Annotated in this window: 16 protein-coding genes and 3 tRNA genes; 7 read left to right on the top strand and 12 right to left on the bottom strand. The window is 71.7% G+C overall.

Going from position 1 to position 16,666, the window contains the following annotated elements; translation table 11 throughout:
• Positions 1-26: 26 nt before the first annotated feature.
• The 11 genes from ACYVF4_RS06335 to tilS form a co-directional block, all read right to left on the bottom strand.
• Positions 27-731, bottom strand: a complete 705-nt coding sequence (locus ACYVF4_RS06335) for a DUF2520 domain-containing protein (RefSeq protein ID WP_460720916.1) — start codon at positions 729-731, stop codon at positions 27-29.
• Positions 728-2,338, bottom strand: coding sequence for a PH domain-containing protein (locus ACYVF4_RS06340; RefSeq protein WP_460720918.1), 1,611 nt, complete (start codon positions 2,336-2,338; stop codon positions 728-730). Before ACYVF4_RS06340 ends, ACYVF4_RS06335 begins: the two co-directional genes overlap by 4 nt.
• Positions 2,335-2,931, bottom strand: a complete 597-nt coding sequence (locus ACYVF4_RS06345; RefSeq protein ID WP_460720920.1) for a PH domain-containing protein — start codon at positions 2,929-2,931, stop codon at positions 2,335-2,337. The genes ACYVF4_RS06340 and ACYVF4_RS06345 overlap by 4 nt, the downstream gene beginning before the upstream one ends.
• Positions 2,876-3,370: a DUF3180 family protein gene (locus ACYVF4_RS06350; RefSeq protein ID WP_460720922.1), complete on the bottom strand. Its 495-nt coding sequence runs from the start codon at positions 3,368-3,370 to the stop codon at positions 2,876-2,878. Before ACYVF4_RS06350 ends, ACYVF4_RS06345 begins: the two co-directional genes overlap by 56 nt.
• Positions 3,367-3,900, bottom strand: a complete 534-nt coding sequence (gene folK / locus ACYVF4_RS06355; RefSeq protein WP_460720923.1) for a 2-amino-4-hydroxy-6-hydroxymethyldihydropteridine diphosphokinase — start codon at positions 3,898-3,900, stop codon at positions 3,367-3,369. The genes ACYVF4_RS06350 and folK overlap by 4 nt, the downstream gene beginning before the upstream one ends.
• Positions 3,897-4,262 carry a dihydroneopterin aldolase gene (gene folB, locus ACYVF4_RS06360; protein WP_460720924.1) on the bottom strand — a complete coding sequence of 122 codons (366 nt, stop codon included), beginning with the start codon at positions 4,260-4,262 and terminating at the stop codon, positions 3,897-3,899. The genes folK and folB overlap by 4 nt, the downstream gene beginning before the upstream one ends.
• A complete protein-coding gene (gene folP, locus ACYVF4_RS06365; RefSeq protein WP_460720925.1) occupies positions 4,238-5,071 on the bottom strand; it encodes a dihydropteroate synthase in 834 nt (277 codons plus the stop codon). The genes folB and folP overlap by 25 nt, the downstream gene beginning before the upstream one ends.
• The gene (gene folE / locus ACYVF4_RS06370) at positions 5,068-5,658 is read right to left on the bottom strand and encodes a GTP cyclohydrolase I (RefSeq protein WP_460720926.1); all 591 of its coding nucleotides are present in this window, start codon (positions 5,656-5,658) and stop codon (positions 5,068-5,070) included. Before folE ends, folP begins: the two co-directional genes overlap by 4 nt.
• 9 nt (positions 5,659-5,667) lie before the next feature.
• Complete coding sequence (ftsH, locus tag ACYVF4_RS06375) at positions 5,668-7,680, bottom strand: ATP-dependent zinc metalloprotease FtsH (RefSeq protein WP_460720927.1); 2,013 nt, start codon at positions 7,678-7,680, stop codon at positions 5,668-5,670.
• 105 nt (positions 7,681-7,785) lie between these two features.
• A complete protein-coding gene (gene hpt, locus ACYVF4_RS06380; RefSeq protein WP_460720928.1) occupies positions 7,786-8,337 on the bottom strand; it encodes a hypoxanthine phosphoribosyltransferase in 552 nt (183 codons plus the stop codon).
• 10 nt (positions 8,338-8,347) lie between these two features.
• Positions 8,348-9,454, bottom strand: a complete 1,107-nt coding sequence (gene tilS, locus ACYVF4_RS06385) for a tRNA lysidine(34) synthetase TilS (protein WP_460720929.1) — start codon at positions 9,452-9,454, stop codon at positions 8,348-8,350.
• An 841-nt stretch (positions 9,455-10,295) separates the two neighbouring features.
• Here tilS and ppa point away from each other — a divergent pair.
• Together ppa and ACYVF4_RS06395 are read left to right on the top strand one after the other, a co-directional pair.
• Positions 10,296-10,829 (top strand): inorganic diphosphatase, encoded by a 534-nt coding sequence (gene ppa / locus ACYVF4_RS06390; RefSeq protein ID WP_460720930.1) that lies wholly within the window; start codon positions 10,296-10,298, stop codon positions 10,827-10,829.
• Between the two features lie 26 nt (positions 10,830-10,855).
• Positions 10,856-12,202, top strand: a complete 1,347-nt coding sequence (locus ACYVF4_RS06395) for a DUF2254 domain-containing protein (protein ID WP_460720931.1) — start codon at positions 10,856-10,858, stop codon at positions 12,200-12,202.
• On the opposite strand, the gene ACYVF4_RS06400 is transcribed toward ACYVF4_RS06395, so the two are convergent.
• The gene (locus ACYVF4_RS06400; protein ID WP_460720932.1) at positions 12,199-13,623 is read right to left on the bottom strand and encodes a peptidoglycan DD-metalloendopeptidase family protein; all 1,425 of its coding nucleotides are present in this window, start codon (positions 13,621-13,623) and stop codon (positions 12,199-12,201) included. The genes ACYVF4_RS06395 and ACYVF4_RS06400 overlap by 4 nt on opposite strands.
• A 220-nt stretch (positions 13,624-13,843) precedes the next feature.
• Here ACYVF4_RS06400 and ACYVF4_RS06405 point away from each other — a divergent pair.
• From ACYVF4_RS06405 to pgi, 5 genes are all read left to right on the top strand, one after another.
• Positions 13,844-13,916 (top strand) — tRNA-Glu (locus ACYVF4_RS06405).
• A 29-nt stretch (positions 13,917-13,945) separates the two neighbouring features.
• Positions 13,946-14,019: transfer RNA gene (locus ACYVF4_RS06410), tRNA-Asp, on the top strand.
• A 65-nt stretch (positions 14,020-14,084) separates the two neighbouring features.
• A tRNA-Phe gene (locus ACYVF4_RS06415) sits at positions 14,085-14,157 on the top strand.
• 163 nt (positions 14,158-14,320) lie between these two features.
• Entirely contained in the window at positions 14,321-14,914 is a 594-nt protein-coding gene (locus tag ACYVF4_RS06420; RefSeq protein ID WP_460720934.1) for a 2'-5' RNA ligase family protein, read from the top strand.
• Complete coding sequence (gene pgi / locus ACYVF4_RS06425; RefSeq protein WP_460720936.1) at positions 14,911-16,590, top strand: glucose-6-phosphate isomerase; 1,680 nt, start codon at positions 14,911-14,913, stop codon at positions 16,588-16,590. The genes ACYVF4_RS06420 and pgi overlap by 4 nt, the downstream gene beginning before the upstream one ends.
• Positions 16,591-16,666: the final 76 nt, after the last annotated feature.

Genomic DNA, 16,666 nt, shown 5'->3' on the forward strand with positions numbered 1-16,666 from the left:
ACCGTCAGGCGCCTCTGGCCGCACTCTCAGCGGGGCAGGGGAGCCGGAGGGTCGGCCCGGCCGGCATCGGCGAGCGCGTGGTCGATCGTGGAGTGGACGAGCGCGGACAGGTAGAGGCCGGGGCTCGGCACCCCCACGCGGTCGAGCAGGCCCGCGGCCTGGCCGACGATCGAGCGCGAGAACTCCGTCGCCGTGGCGATCGCCTCGGCGTACGTCGCGCGGTCCTCCTCGGCGACCACGACCGGCTCGCAGCCGAGCTCCACGGCGAGCGCCTGCGCGATCGGCAGCACCGGTCCGGGCGCGGTCACCGCCGCGAAGGCGTGCGCCAGCTGCCGCAGGTCCATCGAGGTGCCGGTGAACGCGATCGCCGGGTGGATCGCCAGCGGGATGGCGCCGCGTGAGACGGCGGGGGCGAGGATGCCGGTGCCGTGGGCGGGATCGGTGTGCAGCACGAGCTGGCCGGGCTGCCAGGCGCCGACCTCGGCGAGCCCGGCGACGAGCGCCTCGAGCTCGTCGGAGGGGACGGCGACGATCACCAGTTCGCTCCGCCGGGCGACCTCGAGTGCATCCAGCACGGGGACGCCGGGGAGGATGGCCTCGACGCGCTCGGGGTCCGAGCTGGAGGTGACCCCCACCAGGGCATGACCGGCGCCGGCGAGCGCGGCGGCGATGACGGGCCCGACTCGTCCGGCGCCGATCACCCCCACGCCCAGGCGGCCGTCGCGCTTCACGAGGTCTCTCCCGCCCACCGGTGCGTCCGGTCGGTCCCCGCGGCGCGGACGGCGCCCGCGGCGATGTCGGCGAAGGCCCGCAGCGCGACATCGCGGTCGACGGCGGCGAGATCGGTGCCCACGGGCCCCGGCACGACGTTCCCGCGGAGCGAGGCGACGGCCAGCGCGCGGTCGATCGGGCCCTGATGGATCGAGATGCTCTGCAGCCGCGCGAGCGGCAGGATCGTCAGGCGCCGCCAGATCGCGCCGCGGCGCAGCAGCAGCGCGTCGGCGGTCAGACGGAAGCCGTTGCGACGCCACGACAGCGGCCGGAGGGGCCACGCCCGCCGCGGACTCGTGGCGAAGAGTCCGTCGCCGGCACCGCCGGTGATCCCGGCTCCGACGATGACCGGCCACTCCTCGTCGGACAGCGGCGGCAGGATGAGGCGGAGGACCGCCTGGACGTCGGCGACGGTGCCGACCGGCAGCACGGTGGTGAACTGATCGGCCGAGCCGTCGGACGAGCTGCGGCCCGACAGCCGGTTGATCCGCACGGTCCACCATCCGGCCGGCCGCCACAGGATCGACTGCGACACCTCGATCGCGTGGATGCGGCCGGGCGGCACGATCTCGGTCACGGTGGTCAGCAGGCCGAAGGTGATGCGGACGCCGTCCTCGGTCGGGGCGATGGAGTAGCGCAGCGAGCGCGCGATCGAGCGGAACCACACCGCGGCGGCGCCGATGACGGCCGGCACCAGACCGAAGAGGAACAGGGGCGTGCTGGTGGCCATCCCCACCACGACGGCGACGACCACGACGATCAGCCACACCGTCGACGGGCTGAGGACGCGCGAGGCGATGAGCCTGCCGGTGGGGATGCGGACGACGGACTCCGGGACGGCGACGGGCGGCTCGTCCCCCTCGATCAGACCGGTGAGGCCCCGGCCGACGGTGTGGCCCAGCGCCGCGATCCGCGCTTCGAGACCGGCTGGACCACCGGCATCCACCCGCCCGGCGCCCAGCCGGCGACCCGACGCGAGGCGCAGGATGTCGGCGCGGATCGCCTCGGCGCTGGCCGTCGTCAGGTACTCCAGCTTCACGTTCGCGTCGGCGCCCGCGCCCACCACCTCGAGCTTGGCCAGCCCGACGAGCCGCGCGATCATCGGCCGCGTGAGGTTCACGCCCTGCACGCGATCGAGCGGTGCCCGCCGCTGGGTGCGGAACAGCACCCCGCTTCGCACTTCGACGTCGTCGCCGGTGATGCGGAAGGAGTGGAACCGCCACGACAGGTGGAACAGCCCCACCAGCACGGCGAGCACCACCAGGACCGCGAGGATCGCCACGAGATACAGGTCGTTCTCGATCACGAAGTCGATCGGGTCGCCGCCGTTCTCGAAGTCCTCGAGGTCCGTGAAATCCGGATCCGGCACGAGCGAGGGGAGGAAGATCGCGGTGAGCCGGTCGCGCAGGTTCGCCACGACGAGCCCTGCCACCACGAGCAGCGCCAGGCCGCCGCGCAGCAGGGGCGTGAGCGGATGCATGCGGTGCCACTCGCCGTCGCTGAGCGGCGAGCGCACGAGCTCGGGCGGTGGGGCCGGCGCTTCGGGCTGCGAGGAGGTGTCGGTCATAGGCCGGTCCGGCGGATTTCGGCGACGGCGACCAGATGGTCCCGCAGCGTCTCGGCGGTCGACTGCGGCAGCCCGGGGATGACGACGCCGGTCGAGGCGGCCGCCGTGACGAACTTCAGCTGGGCGATGCCGAATCCGCGGTCCAGCGGCCCGTGGGTGATGTCCACCAGCTGCATGCGCCCGTAGGGCACCGCGACCATCCGCTGCCACAGGATGCCGCGACGGAAGACGAGGTCGTCCTCGCGCAGCTGGTACCCGATGGCACGCGCCTGACGAGGGGTGACGGCGAGCGTCGCCACGAGCGCGAGGGCGAACAGCCCGCCGGGGAGGAGCCCCCACCACAGGCCGAACCCGAGGGTCATCACCAGCAGCGCCACGATGACCCCGGCGAGCAGCATCCCGATCGAGATGAGCTGGACCCAGACGTACTTGCGCGAGATCTGATGCCACACGCCGGACTCGAGCACCAGGCGGTTCGCCGAACGCGGCTCGACCAGCCGGGTGAAGGTGCCGTGTGCGGGGACCGTGGCCGGCTGCTCAGTCGGAGGGGTCGCTGGCGAGTCCGCCGGGAGCGGGTCCGGGCTGTTCGTCATCGTCGTCCTTCCGGATCGTGCAGAGGTGCTCGGCGACGAGGGCGGCCCCGACCAGGATGCCGCCGGCCGCGGCGGTGACCAGGATCGCCGCCATCGAGCCTACCGAGGGCGGCACAGGCCGGGTGAGCAGGAACAGCGCGAGTCCGAGCGCGAGCCCGCCGACGGCCGCGCCGACGATGCTGGAGGCCTTGGCGAGCATCGCCACCCGCACCGCGCGGAACGGGTCGATGCGCGCGGGGACGTCTCCGCGCGCGGCGCGGTGGATGGGATACGCGAGGGCGACGACGGCGGCACCGAGGGCGACGAGCAGGATCGGCAGGGTCGCCGCGGGCGTGAAGGTCGCCCGTCCGGATGCGGTGAGCGCCTGGTCGAGGGCGAACCCGGCCGCGATCCCGATGAGGGCGGCCACCAGCAGGGCGCCCGCGCCGGTCCGCTTCACGACGCGCCCCGCAGCCCGGCCAGCAGGTCGGCGACGCGGCCGGCGCCGGGGAGCACGGCTGCGGGGTCGAGGGCGAGCCACGGCGCGAGGACGAAGTCGCGCTCGGCCGCGCGGGGGTGCGGCAGGACGAGCCCGGGGCCGTCGGCGCGCGCGTCGCCGTACGCGATGAGGTCCAGGTCCAGCGTCCGGTCGCCCCACCGCGTGGTGCGCTCGCGCCCGTGGCGGGCCTCGATCGCGTGCAGGTAGCCCAGGAGCACGGTCGGGGCGAGGCGGGTGCGAACCAGCGCCACCGAGTTCAGGTAGCCCGGGGCGTCGGCATCCGGCCCGTCGGGTGTGAGCGCGACCGATTCGATCGGCTCGGCAGCGACGACCTCGCTCGTCAGCGGGAGCCGCGCCAGGTCCTCGATCGCGGCCGTGATCGTCGCGCGTCGATCGCCGAGGTTCGCGCCCAGGGCGATGACCGCACGGGTGGCAGGAACCTCGGGCACGCGGTCGTCGCGGTCGACGCCCTGGGCGAGGCGGCGGCTCACGGGCGGCTCCGCTCGATCGTCACCGCGACATCGTCGAAGGCGAGCGGGATCGGCGCCTGCGGCTTGTGCACCGTGACGCGCACGGCCTCGGCCAGCGGATGCCGGAGGGCGGCGTCGGCGATGCGGGCGGCGAGCCGCTCCAGCAGGTTCACCGGCTCGCCCGCGACGAGGGCGGCGACGCTCTCGGCCAGCTCGCCGTAGTGGACGGTGTCGGCGACGTCGTCCGTTGCGGCCGCGCGGGAGGTGTCGAGGTCGATCACGAGGTCGACGACGAACTCCTGCCCGTCGCGCCGCTCTTGATCGAAGACGCCGTGGTGGCCGAAGACGCGCAGACCCGTCAGCGCGATCTGGTCGGCGCCCATCGGCTCTCTCCCTCCCAGGCCCGGCGGATGGCCAGTGCATCACGGGTCGCGGCGACGTCGTGCACCCGCAGCCCCCACGCGCCGGCCTGCGCGGCGAGCACGCTCGTCACCGCGGTCGCGACGTCGCGGCGGTCCTGGTCGACGCCGGCCGGGTCGTCATGATCGAGGGCCTCGGCGAGGAACCGCTTGCGGCTCGTGCCGACGAGCACCCGCGGGCCCAGGAGGGAGATGCGCTCGGTCGCGCGCAGCACGGTCCAGTTCTGCTCGCCGCGCTTGCCGAAGCCGATGCCCGGATCGATGATGATGCGCGCGGGCGGGATGCCGGCGGCACCGGCGGCATCCACGCGGGCGGCGAGCTCGGCGATGACCTCGCCCACGACGTCGCGGTACGTCGCCGGGGCGTACATGTCGGCGGAGTGGCCGCGCCAGTGCCCGAGGATGACGTCGGCGCCGGTGGGGGCGACCGCGGCGAGCAGCTCGGGATCGGCGAGCCCGCCCGAGACGTCGTTGACGATCCGGGCGCCGGCTTCGACCGCGGCGACGGCCGTCGAGGCGTTCATCGTGTCGACGCTGACCGCGGCGCGGGCCTCGGCGAGTCCACGGATGACCGGCAGCACGCGCGCCTGCTCCTCGGCGGGGTCGACCCGCTCGGCGCCGGGTCGCGTGGACTCACCGCCGACGTCGAGGATGTGCGCGCCCTCGCGGCACAGCCGCAGACCGTGGGCGATGGCGGAGTCGTGGTCGAGGTAGCGCCCGCCGTCGCTGAACGAGTCCGGCGTGACGTTGACGATCCCCATCACCAGGGTCATGATCGTGGCGCTCCCAACAGTGCGATCAGCTCGGCCCGCGCGGCCGGGTCGGCGAGATCGCCGCGGGCGGCGATCGTGACGGTGGACGAGTCGGACTGGCGGTCTCCGCGCATCGTCACGCACTCGTGCGACGCGTCGAGCACCACGAGCACGCCGCGGGTGTCGAGGGCGCCGGCGATCGTGTCGGCGATCTGCTCGGCGAGCCGCTCCTGCACCTGCGGGCGCGAGGCGAGCACATCCACCACCTTGGGCAGGGCTCCGAGCCCGACCACCTGCTCACCGGGGAAGTAGGCCAGGTGGGCGACCCCGCGGAAGGGCAGCAGATGGTGCTCGCACACGGAGCGGAAGCGGATGCCGCGGAGCATCACCGCGCCGGAGGGCAGGGTCTCGGGCGCCGGGCCCCGCGACACCGAGATCGTGCCGGCGAGCGGGGCGGCGGCATCCTCGCCCACCCCCGAAAAGAACTCGGCGTAGGTGTTCGCGACCCGCTCGGGTGTCAGGCGCAGCCCCGGGCGGTCGGGGTCCTCCCCGATCGCCTCGAGCAGCTCGCGCACCAGCGCGGCGACGCGCTCACGATCTACGGCCACAGGCCGAGCCTACGCGGTCGCGGGTCGCGCCTGACCGCTCGGGCGGCGCGCCGAGGCCTTCTGCGAGGCGGGCTCCTCGTCGGCGGCGGCGGTCGCGGCGACCCCCGCGGCCTCTTCGACGCGACGCGGCACGGCGACCGGCGGCAGGGCCGAGACCGGGCGGCCGTCGCTCGAGAGCCACTGCGGGCGCGGGGGCAGCTTCTTGACGTCCTTGAAGATCTCGGCGAGCTCGAGGTGGTCCAGCGTCTCCTTCTCGAGGAGCGCGAGGGCGAGCTTGTCCAGCACGTCGCGGTTGTCGTTGAGCACCTGGTACGCCTCGTCGTGCGCCTGCTCGATGAGGCCCCGCACCTGCACGTCGACGCGCTCGGCGACGCGCTCCGAGAAGTCGCGGCCGTGGCCCATGTCGCGGCCCATGAACACCTCGCCCGAGGACTGACCCAGCTTGACCGGGCCGACATCGGTGGTCATGCCGTATTCGGTGACCATCTTGCGGGCGATGTTCGTCGCCTTCTCGATGTCGTTGCTGGCGCCGGTGGTCGGGTCGTGGAAGACGATCTCTTCGGCGACGCGGCCGCCCATCGCGTAAGTCAGCTGGTCCTGCAGCTCGTTGCGGGTGACGGAGTACTTGTCATCCAGCGGCAGCACCATCGTGTAGCCGAGGGCCTTGCCGCGCGGCAGGATCGTGACCTTCGTGACGGGGTCGGTGTGGTTCATCGCCGCCGCCGCCAGGGCGTGGCCGCCCTCGTGATAGGCGGTGATGAGCTTCTCCTTGTCCTTCATCACGCGGGTGCGCCGCTGCGGGCCGGCGAGGACGCGGTCGATGGCCTCGTCGAGGGCGCGGTTGTCGATCAGCTGCGCGTTGGAGCGCGCGGTCAGCAGGGCCGCCTCGTTGAGAACGTTGGCGAGGTCGGCACCGGTGAAGCCGGGGGTCTTCCGGGCGACGACCTCGAGGTCGACGCCATCCGCGAGCGGCTTGCCGCGGCCGTGGACCTCGAGGATCTTCTGGCGGCCCTTGAGGTCGGGGGCGTCGACGCCGATCTGGCGGTCGAAGCGGCCGGGCCGCAACAGCGCCGGGTCGAGGATGTCGGGGCGGTTCGTCGCGGCGATGACGATGACGTTCGCCTTGGGGTCGAAGCCGTCCATCTCGACGAGCATCTGGTTGAGGGTCTGCTCGCGCTCGTCGTGGCCGCCGCCCATGCCGGCGCCGCGGTGGCGGCCGACGGCGTCGATCTCGTCGATGAAGATGATCGCCGGGGCGCTCTCCTTCGCCTGGTTGAACAGGTCGCGCACGCGGCTGGCGCCCACGCCGACGAACATCTCGACGAAGTCGGAGCCCGAGATCGAGTAGAACGGCACGCCGGCCTCGCCGGCGACGGCGCGGGCGAGCAGGGTCTTGCCGGTTCCGGGAGGGCCGTACAGCAGCACGCCCTTGGGGATGCGCGCGCCGACCGCCTGGAACTTCGACGGGTCCTTCAGGAAGTCCTTGATCTCTTCGAGCTCCTCGATGGCCTCGTCGGAGCCGGCGACGTCCTGGAAAGTGACCTGCGGCATCTCCTTGGTGACGAGCTTGGCGCGGGACTTGCCGAACTGCATGACCTTGGAGCCGCCGCCCTGGACGTTGGACAGCAGGAACCAGAACAGCAGGCCCAGCAGCAGGATCGGCAGCATGAGCGAGAGGAAGCCGTCGAACCAGGTCGCACGCGGGACGGCGTCGTTGAAGCCGTCCTCGGGCTCGGCTGCGTTGATCGCCTCGACGACCTCGTCGGCGCGCGCGGTGACGTAGTAGAACTGCACCTCGGTGGAGCCTTCGAAGGGCTCGGCGAGGGTCATGTCCACGCGCTGGTCGCCGTCGGTGGTGAGGACCTCGGTGACGGCGCCGTTCTCGAGCAGTTCGAGGCCCTGCTGGGTGGAGATCTGCTTGGCGCCGTTCAGGCTCGAGATGAGCGTGAATCCGACGATGAGGAAGACCGCGATCAGCAGCACATAGAGGAGCGGATTGCGGGTGATCTTCTTGAAGTCCATGATGCGGGCGCGGCCCGATCCCTTTCGTCAGTGGACTTCAGGGTATCGCGGGCAACCTAGGGGTGATCTGTGCATTCGCCGACGGCGTACACCGCCGGCATCCGCTCACGAGTAGACGTGGGGAGCGAGGACGGCGATGTCGCGGAGGTTGCGGTAGCGCTCGTCGTAGTCGAGCCCGTAGCCGACGACGAACTCGGTGGGAATGTCGAAGCCGACGTACTTGCAGTCGACGTGGACCTTGGCCGCTTCGGGCTTGCGCAGCAGCGCGAAGACCTCGATGGATGCCGCGCCCCGCGACGTGAAGTTGTCCAGCAGCCAGCTGAGGGTCAGGCCGGAGTCGATGATGTCCTCGACGATGAGCACGTGCTTGCCGGTGAGGTCGGTGTCGAGGTCCTTGCGGATCTGCACGACACCGCTGGACTTGGTGCCGGCGCCGTAGGACGACACCGCCATCCAGTCCATGGGTGCGAGCACCGGCAGCGCCCGTGCGAAGTCGGCCATCACCATGACGGCGCCCTTCAGCACTCCCACGAGGAGCAGGTCCTTGCCCTCGTAGTCGGCCGCGACGCGGGCGGCGATCTCGTCCAGCTTGGCGAGGATCTGCTCCTCGGTCACCAGGACGTCGTTCAGGTCGGCTGCGATGTCGGACGCGCGCATGGCTTCGAGTCTAAGAGCCGGCCGACGTGAACTCGATGCGTCCGCCGTGGCGGCGGGCGATGCATCCGGGCAGGTCGAGGGGACCCTGGCCGGTCCAGTCGGTGACGAGGCGGGCGACCTCGAGGGTCTGCACGCGGGTGAGCGACTGGTGGAATTCGCTGGCGACGACGTGCCGGATGATGCGGTTCCGCAGCGCAGCCGGGTTGGCGGCGAGCGCCGCCACCGACACCGAGATGCCGGCCTCGGCGTGTTCGACGATGTCCTCGATCGTCTCGTCGATCATCTCGTCGAACGCTTCGGCGTCCTCGCGCAGCTGGGCGGCGGTGCGCGCCAGCGCCTCGGCGACGCCGGGGCCGAGTTCCCGCTCGAGGGTCGGCAGCACCGTGCGGCGCACGCGCACGCGGGCGAAACGCGGGTCGTCGTTGTGCGGGTCGTCCCACGGGACGAGGCCCTGCGCGGCGCACGCCGCGCGCGTCGTCTCGCGGCGCACGCCGAGCAGCGGGCGCAGAAGGGGGATGCCGTCGAGATCGGAGCGGGCGGCCATGCCCTGCAGGCTCGTCCCGCCGGATCCGCGGGCGAGGCCCAGCAGGACGGTCTCGGCCTGGTCGTCGAGGGTGTGGCCGGTGAGGATCGCGGCGGTGTGGGGACGGGCGGTGGCGGCGTGGGTCGCATCGCTGGTGCGGGCGGTGGCGTGTGCCGCGTCGCCGGCGCGGGCAGTGGCGTGGCCGATCGCGGCATCTCGGAGCGCGCGGTACCGGGCGTCGCGGGCGGCCGCCTCGGGCCCATCGCCGGCTCCCACGTCGACGTGGACGACCCGTGCTGCCACACCCAGAGCGCGCGACTGCGCGGCCGCGTTGTCAGCGGCGGCGTGCGAATCGGGTTGGAGTTGGTGGTCGATGATGACGCTGAGAGCGCGGAGCCCGCGCTTCGGCGCCTCGAAGGCGACGGCGGCGGCCAGCGCCAGGGAGTCGGCCCCACCCGAGAGCGCGACGACGACCGCACCGCCGGGCTCGAGATCGTCGAGTGCAGCGCGCACCGCGCGCCGCACCTCGGCGACGGCGGGGGGAAGGCCGGGGCGACGCACACCCGCCGGGTCCACCTGCGCGCTATCTTCCATACCCGCGACGCTAGTCGCTCGCGGGAGTGACGACGCCGGGCCTTCATGTCACTGGATTTCCAACGTTTGCCAGATCGCCATTGAACTTCACGCTCACACAGCGACGTGGTGAGGGCGGTTGGCGGCGGGCGGCGGGCCGCAGGCGGCGGGCGGGCGGCGGACTGCGAGCAGCGGGCGGGCGGCAGGCGGAGGGCGGAGTTGACCCCATCCGTCGCCACCCGCCCCGGAAACCGCGAACGGCGTCAACCCCCCCACCCCGCGTAGCGGGCGGCGGGCGTGCCGAGATGACCCCAGCCGTCGTCACCCGCCCGGGAAACCGCAAACAGCGCCAACTCCGGCGTCACCCCAACCCCGCGCAGCGGACAGCGGACGGGGCCGGTTGACGGCATCCGTCGCCACCCGCCCCGGAAACCGCGAACGGCGTCAACCCTCACCCCACGCCGCGGCAGCCGGCGGGGCGAAGTTGACGGCATCTGTCGCCACCCGCCCGGGAAACCGCAAACCGCGTCAACCCCCACCCCACCCCGCGGCAGCCGGCGGGGCGAAGTTGACGGCATCTGTCGCCACCCGCCCGGGAAACCGCAAACCGCGTCAACCCCCACCCCACCCCGCGGCAGCCGGCGGGGCGAAGTTGACGGCATCCGTCGCCACCCGCCCCGGAAACCGCGAACGGCGTCAGTCCAGCATCGAGGGACAGTGTGGGGGACGGGCGATGCCGGATGTGAGCGTGAAGTTCATCGGCGAATCGAGAGAATGTCTGCGGATTCCCGAGGGCGGTGACGCGACAGCGGCGCCGGTAGTCTTGTCGCGGCATCCCACCGTCTTGAGAAGGAGCACCAGCATGGGCGCGTACGACGCCGTCATCGAGATCCCCCGCGGCAGCCGCATCAAGTACGAGGTCGACCACGGCACCGGCCGGGTGTTCCTCGACCGGATCCTTTACACGCCGATGGGCTACCCCAGCAACTACGGCTTCTTCGAGAACACCCTCGGCGAGGACGGCGACCCGCTCGACGTGCTCGTGCTGCTCGACCACGACCTCGCCCCCGGCATCCTCGCGAAGGTCCGCCCCGTCGGCGTGCTGAAGATGACGGACGAGGCCGGCGGCGACGACAAGGTGGTCGCAGTGCTGGCGAAGGACCCGCGCTGGGCCCACATCCAGGACGTCGCGGACCTCTCGGACTACACCAAGGACGAGATCAACCACTTCTTCGAGCACTACAAGGACCTCGAGCCCGGCAAGTGGGTCAAGGTCGACGAGTGGGCGAACGCCGCCGAGGCCGAGCGCCTGGTGAGCGAGGCCTTCGAGCGCTTCGAGCAGCACGAGGGCGAGACCCGCACCCAGGGTGAGGGCGAAGCGCCCAACACCCTGTAGCCTGCCGCCATGACCGGCGGCGCGGGGTGAGACGGCGGCTGACCGCCGCGCGCGAGGCGATCGCCTCGCGCCTGTGGCCCGTGCCGCTGGCCGCCGTCGTCCTCGCGGTCGCCCTGGGCGTGGTCCTCCCTATCGTGGATCGAAAGATCGACGACGACCTGCCCGTGATTGTCGCGGGCTTCATCTTCTCGGGTGGGGTGGATGCCGCGCGAGCAGTCCTCTCGGCCGTAGCCGGATCGCTCATCACCGCGGCGTCGCTGACGTTCTCGCTCACCGTCGTGGCGCTGCAACTCGCCAGCAGTCAGGCATCACCTCGCCTGCTGCGGATGTTCTCGTCGGACCCCATGGTCCACGCGACCCTGGGCCTGTTCCTCGGAACCTTCGCCTATTCGCTGACCGTGCTCCGCACCGTCGAGGATGCCACGGGCGATGCCGACGAATTCGTGCCTCGACTGGCCGTCACCGTCGCGACGCTGCTCGCCCTCGCGAGCGTCGTCCTGCTCACTTTCTTCCTTGCGCATCTCGCCCGCGAGCTCCGCGTCGAGACGATGATGCGCGACGTGCACCGCGAAGCATCGCGAACCATCGCCCGGATGGCGGCGGCCCAGCCGGGCACGCCCGTGGCGTCCGATGCGGCGATATCGACCGCGGCGTACGATGCGCGACGCGTCCCCGCACCGGCATCCGGGTTCATCATCGGAGTCGACCGAGAGGCGCTCGTCCGGGTGGCCTCTGAACACGACGTCGTCGTGCGAGAACTGCGGACGATCGGCAGCGCCGTCATCGAAGGCACTCCGCTCGTCGAATGGTGGTGGGCCTCTGCGGCGGGTGACGACGTCCCCGACGCGACACGCAGAATCGACGAACGGGTGATCGCGGCCTTCTCCGCCGGCTACGAGCGGACGGCGAACCAGGATGTCGGCTTCGGCCTGCGCCAACTCGCGGACGTGGCCGCAAAAGCGCTCTCACCCGGCGTGAATGACCCGACGACAGCGGTCCACGCGCTCGGACACATCGCCTCGCTGCTGGGCGATCTCGCCGCGCAGGACCGCCCGCCCGCGGCCTACGCCGATGACCGCGGCATCGTTCGCCTGCTGCCGGCTGCCGACGACTTCGCTGCGCTGGTCGAAGTGGGCCTCCAGCAGGTGCGTCGCTACGGCCGAGACGACCCGGACGTCATGCGCCGCCTCGTAGACGTCATCGACGACGTCGGCTTCCGCATCCGGCACGCGCCCGACGCAGCGATTCTCGCGGCACAGCTGGATCGGATCGAACGCACGATCGAGCAAGCCGACTACGACGACCACGAACGTGCGGTGTTCGCCGCGCGCGCGGCGGACATACGCGCGCGGATCGCGCGCGCCACCGCCTAGAGCCGCACCCCGCGGGCGCTCATGAACGGCGACGGGTTCGTCGGGTAGCCGTTCACGTAGACCTCGAAGTGCAGGTGGCACCCGAAGGAGTTGCCGGTGCGGCCCTCGCTCGCGATGAGCTGGCCGGCTCCGACCCGCTGACCCCACCCCACGAAGATCCCGCCGTCGCGGATGTGCCCGTAGCCGGTGGCGAGGCCGTTGCCGTGGTCGATCTTGATGTAGTTGCCGTAGCCGCCGTTGTAGCCGGCGTAGACCACGGTGCCTGCATGAGCGGCGTAGATGCCCGCACCGCAGCCCGCGGCGAGGTCGACACCCAGGTGCCATGTGCTGGAGCAGTAACTGTCGGTGCACTGACCGGAACGCGGGCCGTAACCCGACGAGAACCAGCCCGACGACGGGCGCGCCCAGCCCGATCCGACCACGGAACCGCCGCCGCCCGAGGCGCCGCTGCCCCCGCCCCCACCGCCGCTACCGGCCGCTGCTGCGGCGGCAGCCTGCTCGCGTGCGATCCGCGCCAGACGCTCGGCTTCTTCGCGAGCGCGGCGAGCCGCCTCCTCGCGAGCACGACGGGCTGCTTCCTCGCGGACGCGGACACCCTCCTGGTAGTCGGCGATCGTCTTGCGTGTCGTGTCCTGCAGTGCCGCGAGCTGGGCTTCGAGCGTGCCCAGGTACTGGGTCTGCCGATCCAGGGCCGCCTGCGCTTCTTCGGCAGCGCGCTGAGCAGCGACCATCTTGTCTTCGGCGATCTTCTGCAGCCGGTCGCGCTCGTCGCGGGCCACCACGGCCTGATCGCTCAGGCTCTGGGCGGCGTCGCGCGCCGTGACCGCCTGGGCGTAGATGTCGTTGTTGCGCGAGATCAGCCGGTCCATCGTGCCGAGCCTGGCCAGCAGGTCATCGGCCGACGCCGCCGACCCGGCGAAGAACAGCTCCAGCGACGTGTCGTCTCCGCCGTTGCGATACAGCTGCGCGGCGACGCGACCCGCCTTGTTCGCCGCGTCGATGGCTGCGGCGGCCTGGTCGTCGGCCTGGCTCTGCAGCTGGTCGGCGCGGTAGGACGCGTCGAAGAACTCTTGCTGGGCGACGTAGAACTCGTCGGCCGCCTTCTCGGCCGCGGCCTGCTTGGCGGCGACATCGGCTTTCAGCGACTGGATCAGGTTCTGGATCTCGGCGATCTGGCCGGACTTCGCCGACTCGTTCGCCTTCGCGCGCTTGACGTCGTCCCACGACGGGTAATCCGCGGCGAACGCCGGCAGCAGCGGCGTGGCCAGTCCGCCGACGACGGCCGCCCCGAGGACGCCGAGACCGAGGGCGCTGCGACGGGACATCGCGGGCAGAAGCAGGCGGGAGCGGATCGGCGCGGGCGCCTCGGGCGCGCAGTCGCAGTCCTCCTGCGCTCGCTCGGGCGCGTGGTCGACGCTCACATCACCCTCCCCTCGCGCGACAGTGGGTTTCACACTAGCAACATGAGTCACATCCGCAACCCTCGGCGCGCGTGCGCGGGCCCCCCAGTGGCCTGCACACGTGGGGCACGTTACCCCCGAATTCGGCCCGCCACCAGAGGCACCCGCCGTCGATTGGCGAATCCGACGAGGATCTCGTATGCTTGAGCGTCGGCAAGCGAGAGCCCACCGGGTTCATCTCGGCCCCATCGTTTAGCGGCCTAGGACGCCGCCCTTTCACGGCGGTAGCACGGGTTCGAATCCCGTTGGGGTCACTCTTGCCGGATACAAATTGAATAAGCATGGCCCTGTAGCGCAGTTGGTTAGCGTGCCGCCCTGTCACGGCGGAGGTCGCGGGTTCAAGTCCCGTCAGGGTCGCTCCGAGCGACAAGCCCTTCTCGGAGGGCTTTTCGTTTAGGACACGGCATTCTCGGATGCCGTGCGGCTCTGTAGCTCAGTTGGTAGAGCGCACGACTGAAAATCGTGAGGTCACGGGATCGACGCCCGTCGGAGCCACTGGAACCCTCGTGTGGCTTCTACGCACGGGGGTTTCTTCATGCCCGGCCCCGCCCCCGCCGCCCCCGCCGCCCCCGGCCGTTGAGCGAGCGAAGCGAGACGAAACGTCCCAAGCCCCAACGGCGCCGCGCCCACCACCTCACCCACGCGGGATGCTGGACCCATGCCACACCCGATCGTCAGCCTCGAGCTCACGTTCGACCCCGTCACCGAGGCGGCGGTCCGTGACGAGTGGGCTGCGCTGGCGGCATCCGGACTGTCGAGCATGGCGGCGCACACCTCGCCGAGCAACCGGCCCCATGTCACGCTCGCCGTGCGGCCGGAGATGCCCGAGGTCGATCCGTCGGCGCTGGCTGACTTCCTGCCGACAGCGGTGACCCTCGGCGCGCCGCTGCTGTTCGGCACCGGCGACCGCAGGGTGCTCGCACGGTCGGTCCTGCCGACCGCAGAGCTGCTCGCCCTGCACGCCGCGGTGCACGACCTGATCGGTCCCGGCGACGATGCGCCGCACACCCGCCCCGGCGAGTGGACGCCGCATGTCACGCTCGCCCGCCGGCTGCGTCTGACCGACCTCGCCGCAGCGCTCACCGGCGTCGGCGAGGCGATCCCCGGTACCGCCGTGGCGCTGCGCAGGTGGGATGCCCGGATCCGCGCGGTCACCCACCTGGTGGGCGAGCCGCCGGAACCCGGCGACGCGTTAAGTCGTGTGACACCGCCCGGGCGGGCGCGGCGCGAGGTGGGTAGGTTAGGCGCGTGACTGCTTCGATCGATGCCACCGCAACCGCCGCCTGGGCCGAGCTCACCGCCCGCCGGGACGCCTTCACCCCCGATCTGCGCGGGTGGTTCGCCGACGACCCCGACCGTGTCGCGCGACTCACGTTCACCCTGGCCGACCTGCACGTCGACCTGTCCAAGAACCTCGTCACCGACGGCATCCTGTCTTCGCTCGTCCGCCTCGCCGAGCAGACCGGCGTCGCAGAGCGCTATGCCGCGATGCTCGCCGGCGAGCACATCAACACCACCGAAGACCGCGCGGTCCTGCACACGGCGCTGCGGCGCCCGAAGGGCGCGACCCCCGCGCTCGTCGTGGACGGTCAGCAGATCGACGACGACGTCCACGAGGTGCTGGATCGCATCGCGGCGTTCGCCGAGCGGGTGCGCTCCGGACAGTGGCGCGGCGTCACCGGCAAGCGGGTCACCCACGTCGTCAACATCGGCATCGGGGGCTCGGACCTCGGACCGGTCATGGTCTACGAGGCGCTGAAGCCCTACGCGGATGCCGGCATCGAGGCCCGCTTCGTGTCGAACATCGACCCGACCGACCTGGCGCAGAAGACCGCCGACCTCGACCCCGAGACCACGCTGTTCATCGTCGCGTCGAAGACCTTCACGACGCTCGAGACCCTGACCAACGCCCGCCTCGCGCGCGACTGGCTGTGGGCGAAGCTCGCCGAGACGGGCTCGCTCGCCGACGCCGACGAGGCGCGGACGGATGCCGTGGCCCACCACTTCATCGCCGTCTCGACCGCGCTGGACAAGGTGGCCGCCTTCGGCATCGACCCCCAGAACGCGTTCGGATTCTGGGACTGGGTGGGCGGCCGGTACTCCGTGGACTCCGCGATCGGCACGTCGCTGGCCATCACCCTCGGGCCGGACGTCTTCGCCGAGCTCCTCGCCGGATTTCACGCCGTCGACGAGCACGTGCGCACACAGCCGCTCGAGCAGAACGTGCCCGTCCTCATGGGCCTGCTGAACGTCTGGTACGTCAACTTCCTCGGCTCGCAGTCGCACGCGGTCCTCCCCTACGCGCAGCAGCTGCACCGGTTCGCCGCCTACCTGCAGCAGCTCACGATGGAATCCAACGGCAAGTCGGTGCGCTGGGACGGCACCCCCGTCACGACCGACACCGGCGAGGTCTTCTGGGGCGAGCCGGGCACGAACGGCCAGCACGCGTTCTACCAGCTGATCCACCAGGGCACGCGCCTCATCCCCGCCGACTTCATCGCCTTCGTCAACCCCGCCTACCCGCTGGCCGACGACGGCCGTGATGTGCACGGGCTGTTCCTGGCGAACTTCCTCGCCCAGACCAAGGCGCTCGCGTTCGGCAAGACCGCCGACGAGGTCGAGGCCGAGGGGACGACGGGGCCGCTCGTGGCCGCACGCACCTTCGCGGGCAACCGTCCGACGACCTCGATCTTCGCCCCCGCGCTGACGCCGGCGGTGCTCGGCCAGCTGGTCGCCCTGTACGAGCACATCACTTTCACGCAGGGGGTCATCTGGGGGATCAACTCCTTCGACCAGTGGGGCGTGGAGCTCGGCAAGCAGCTCGCGCTGCAGATCGCGCCGGCGCTCGAGGGCGACGACGACGCCCTCGCGGCACAGGACCCGTCGACCCGCGCGCTGCTCGCGTACTACACCGCGCACCGCCGCTGACCCCCGGCCCTCCCTTCGCCGACGGGCAAGGGAGGGGATGTCGGGGAGGGGAGGACCGGAAAGCCTGGAATCCGTC

It is taken from the genome of Microbacterium aureliae, from assembly GCF_054780155.1.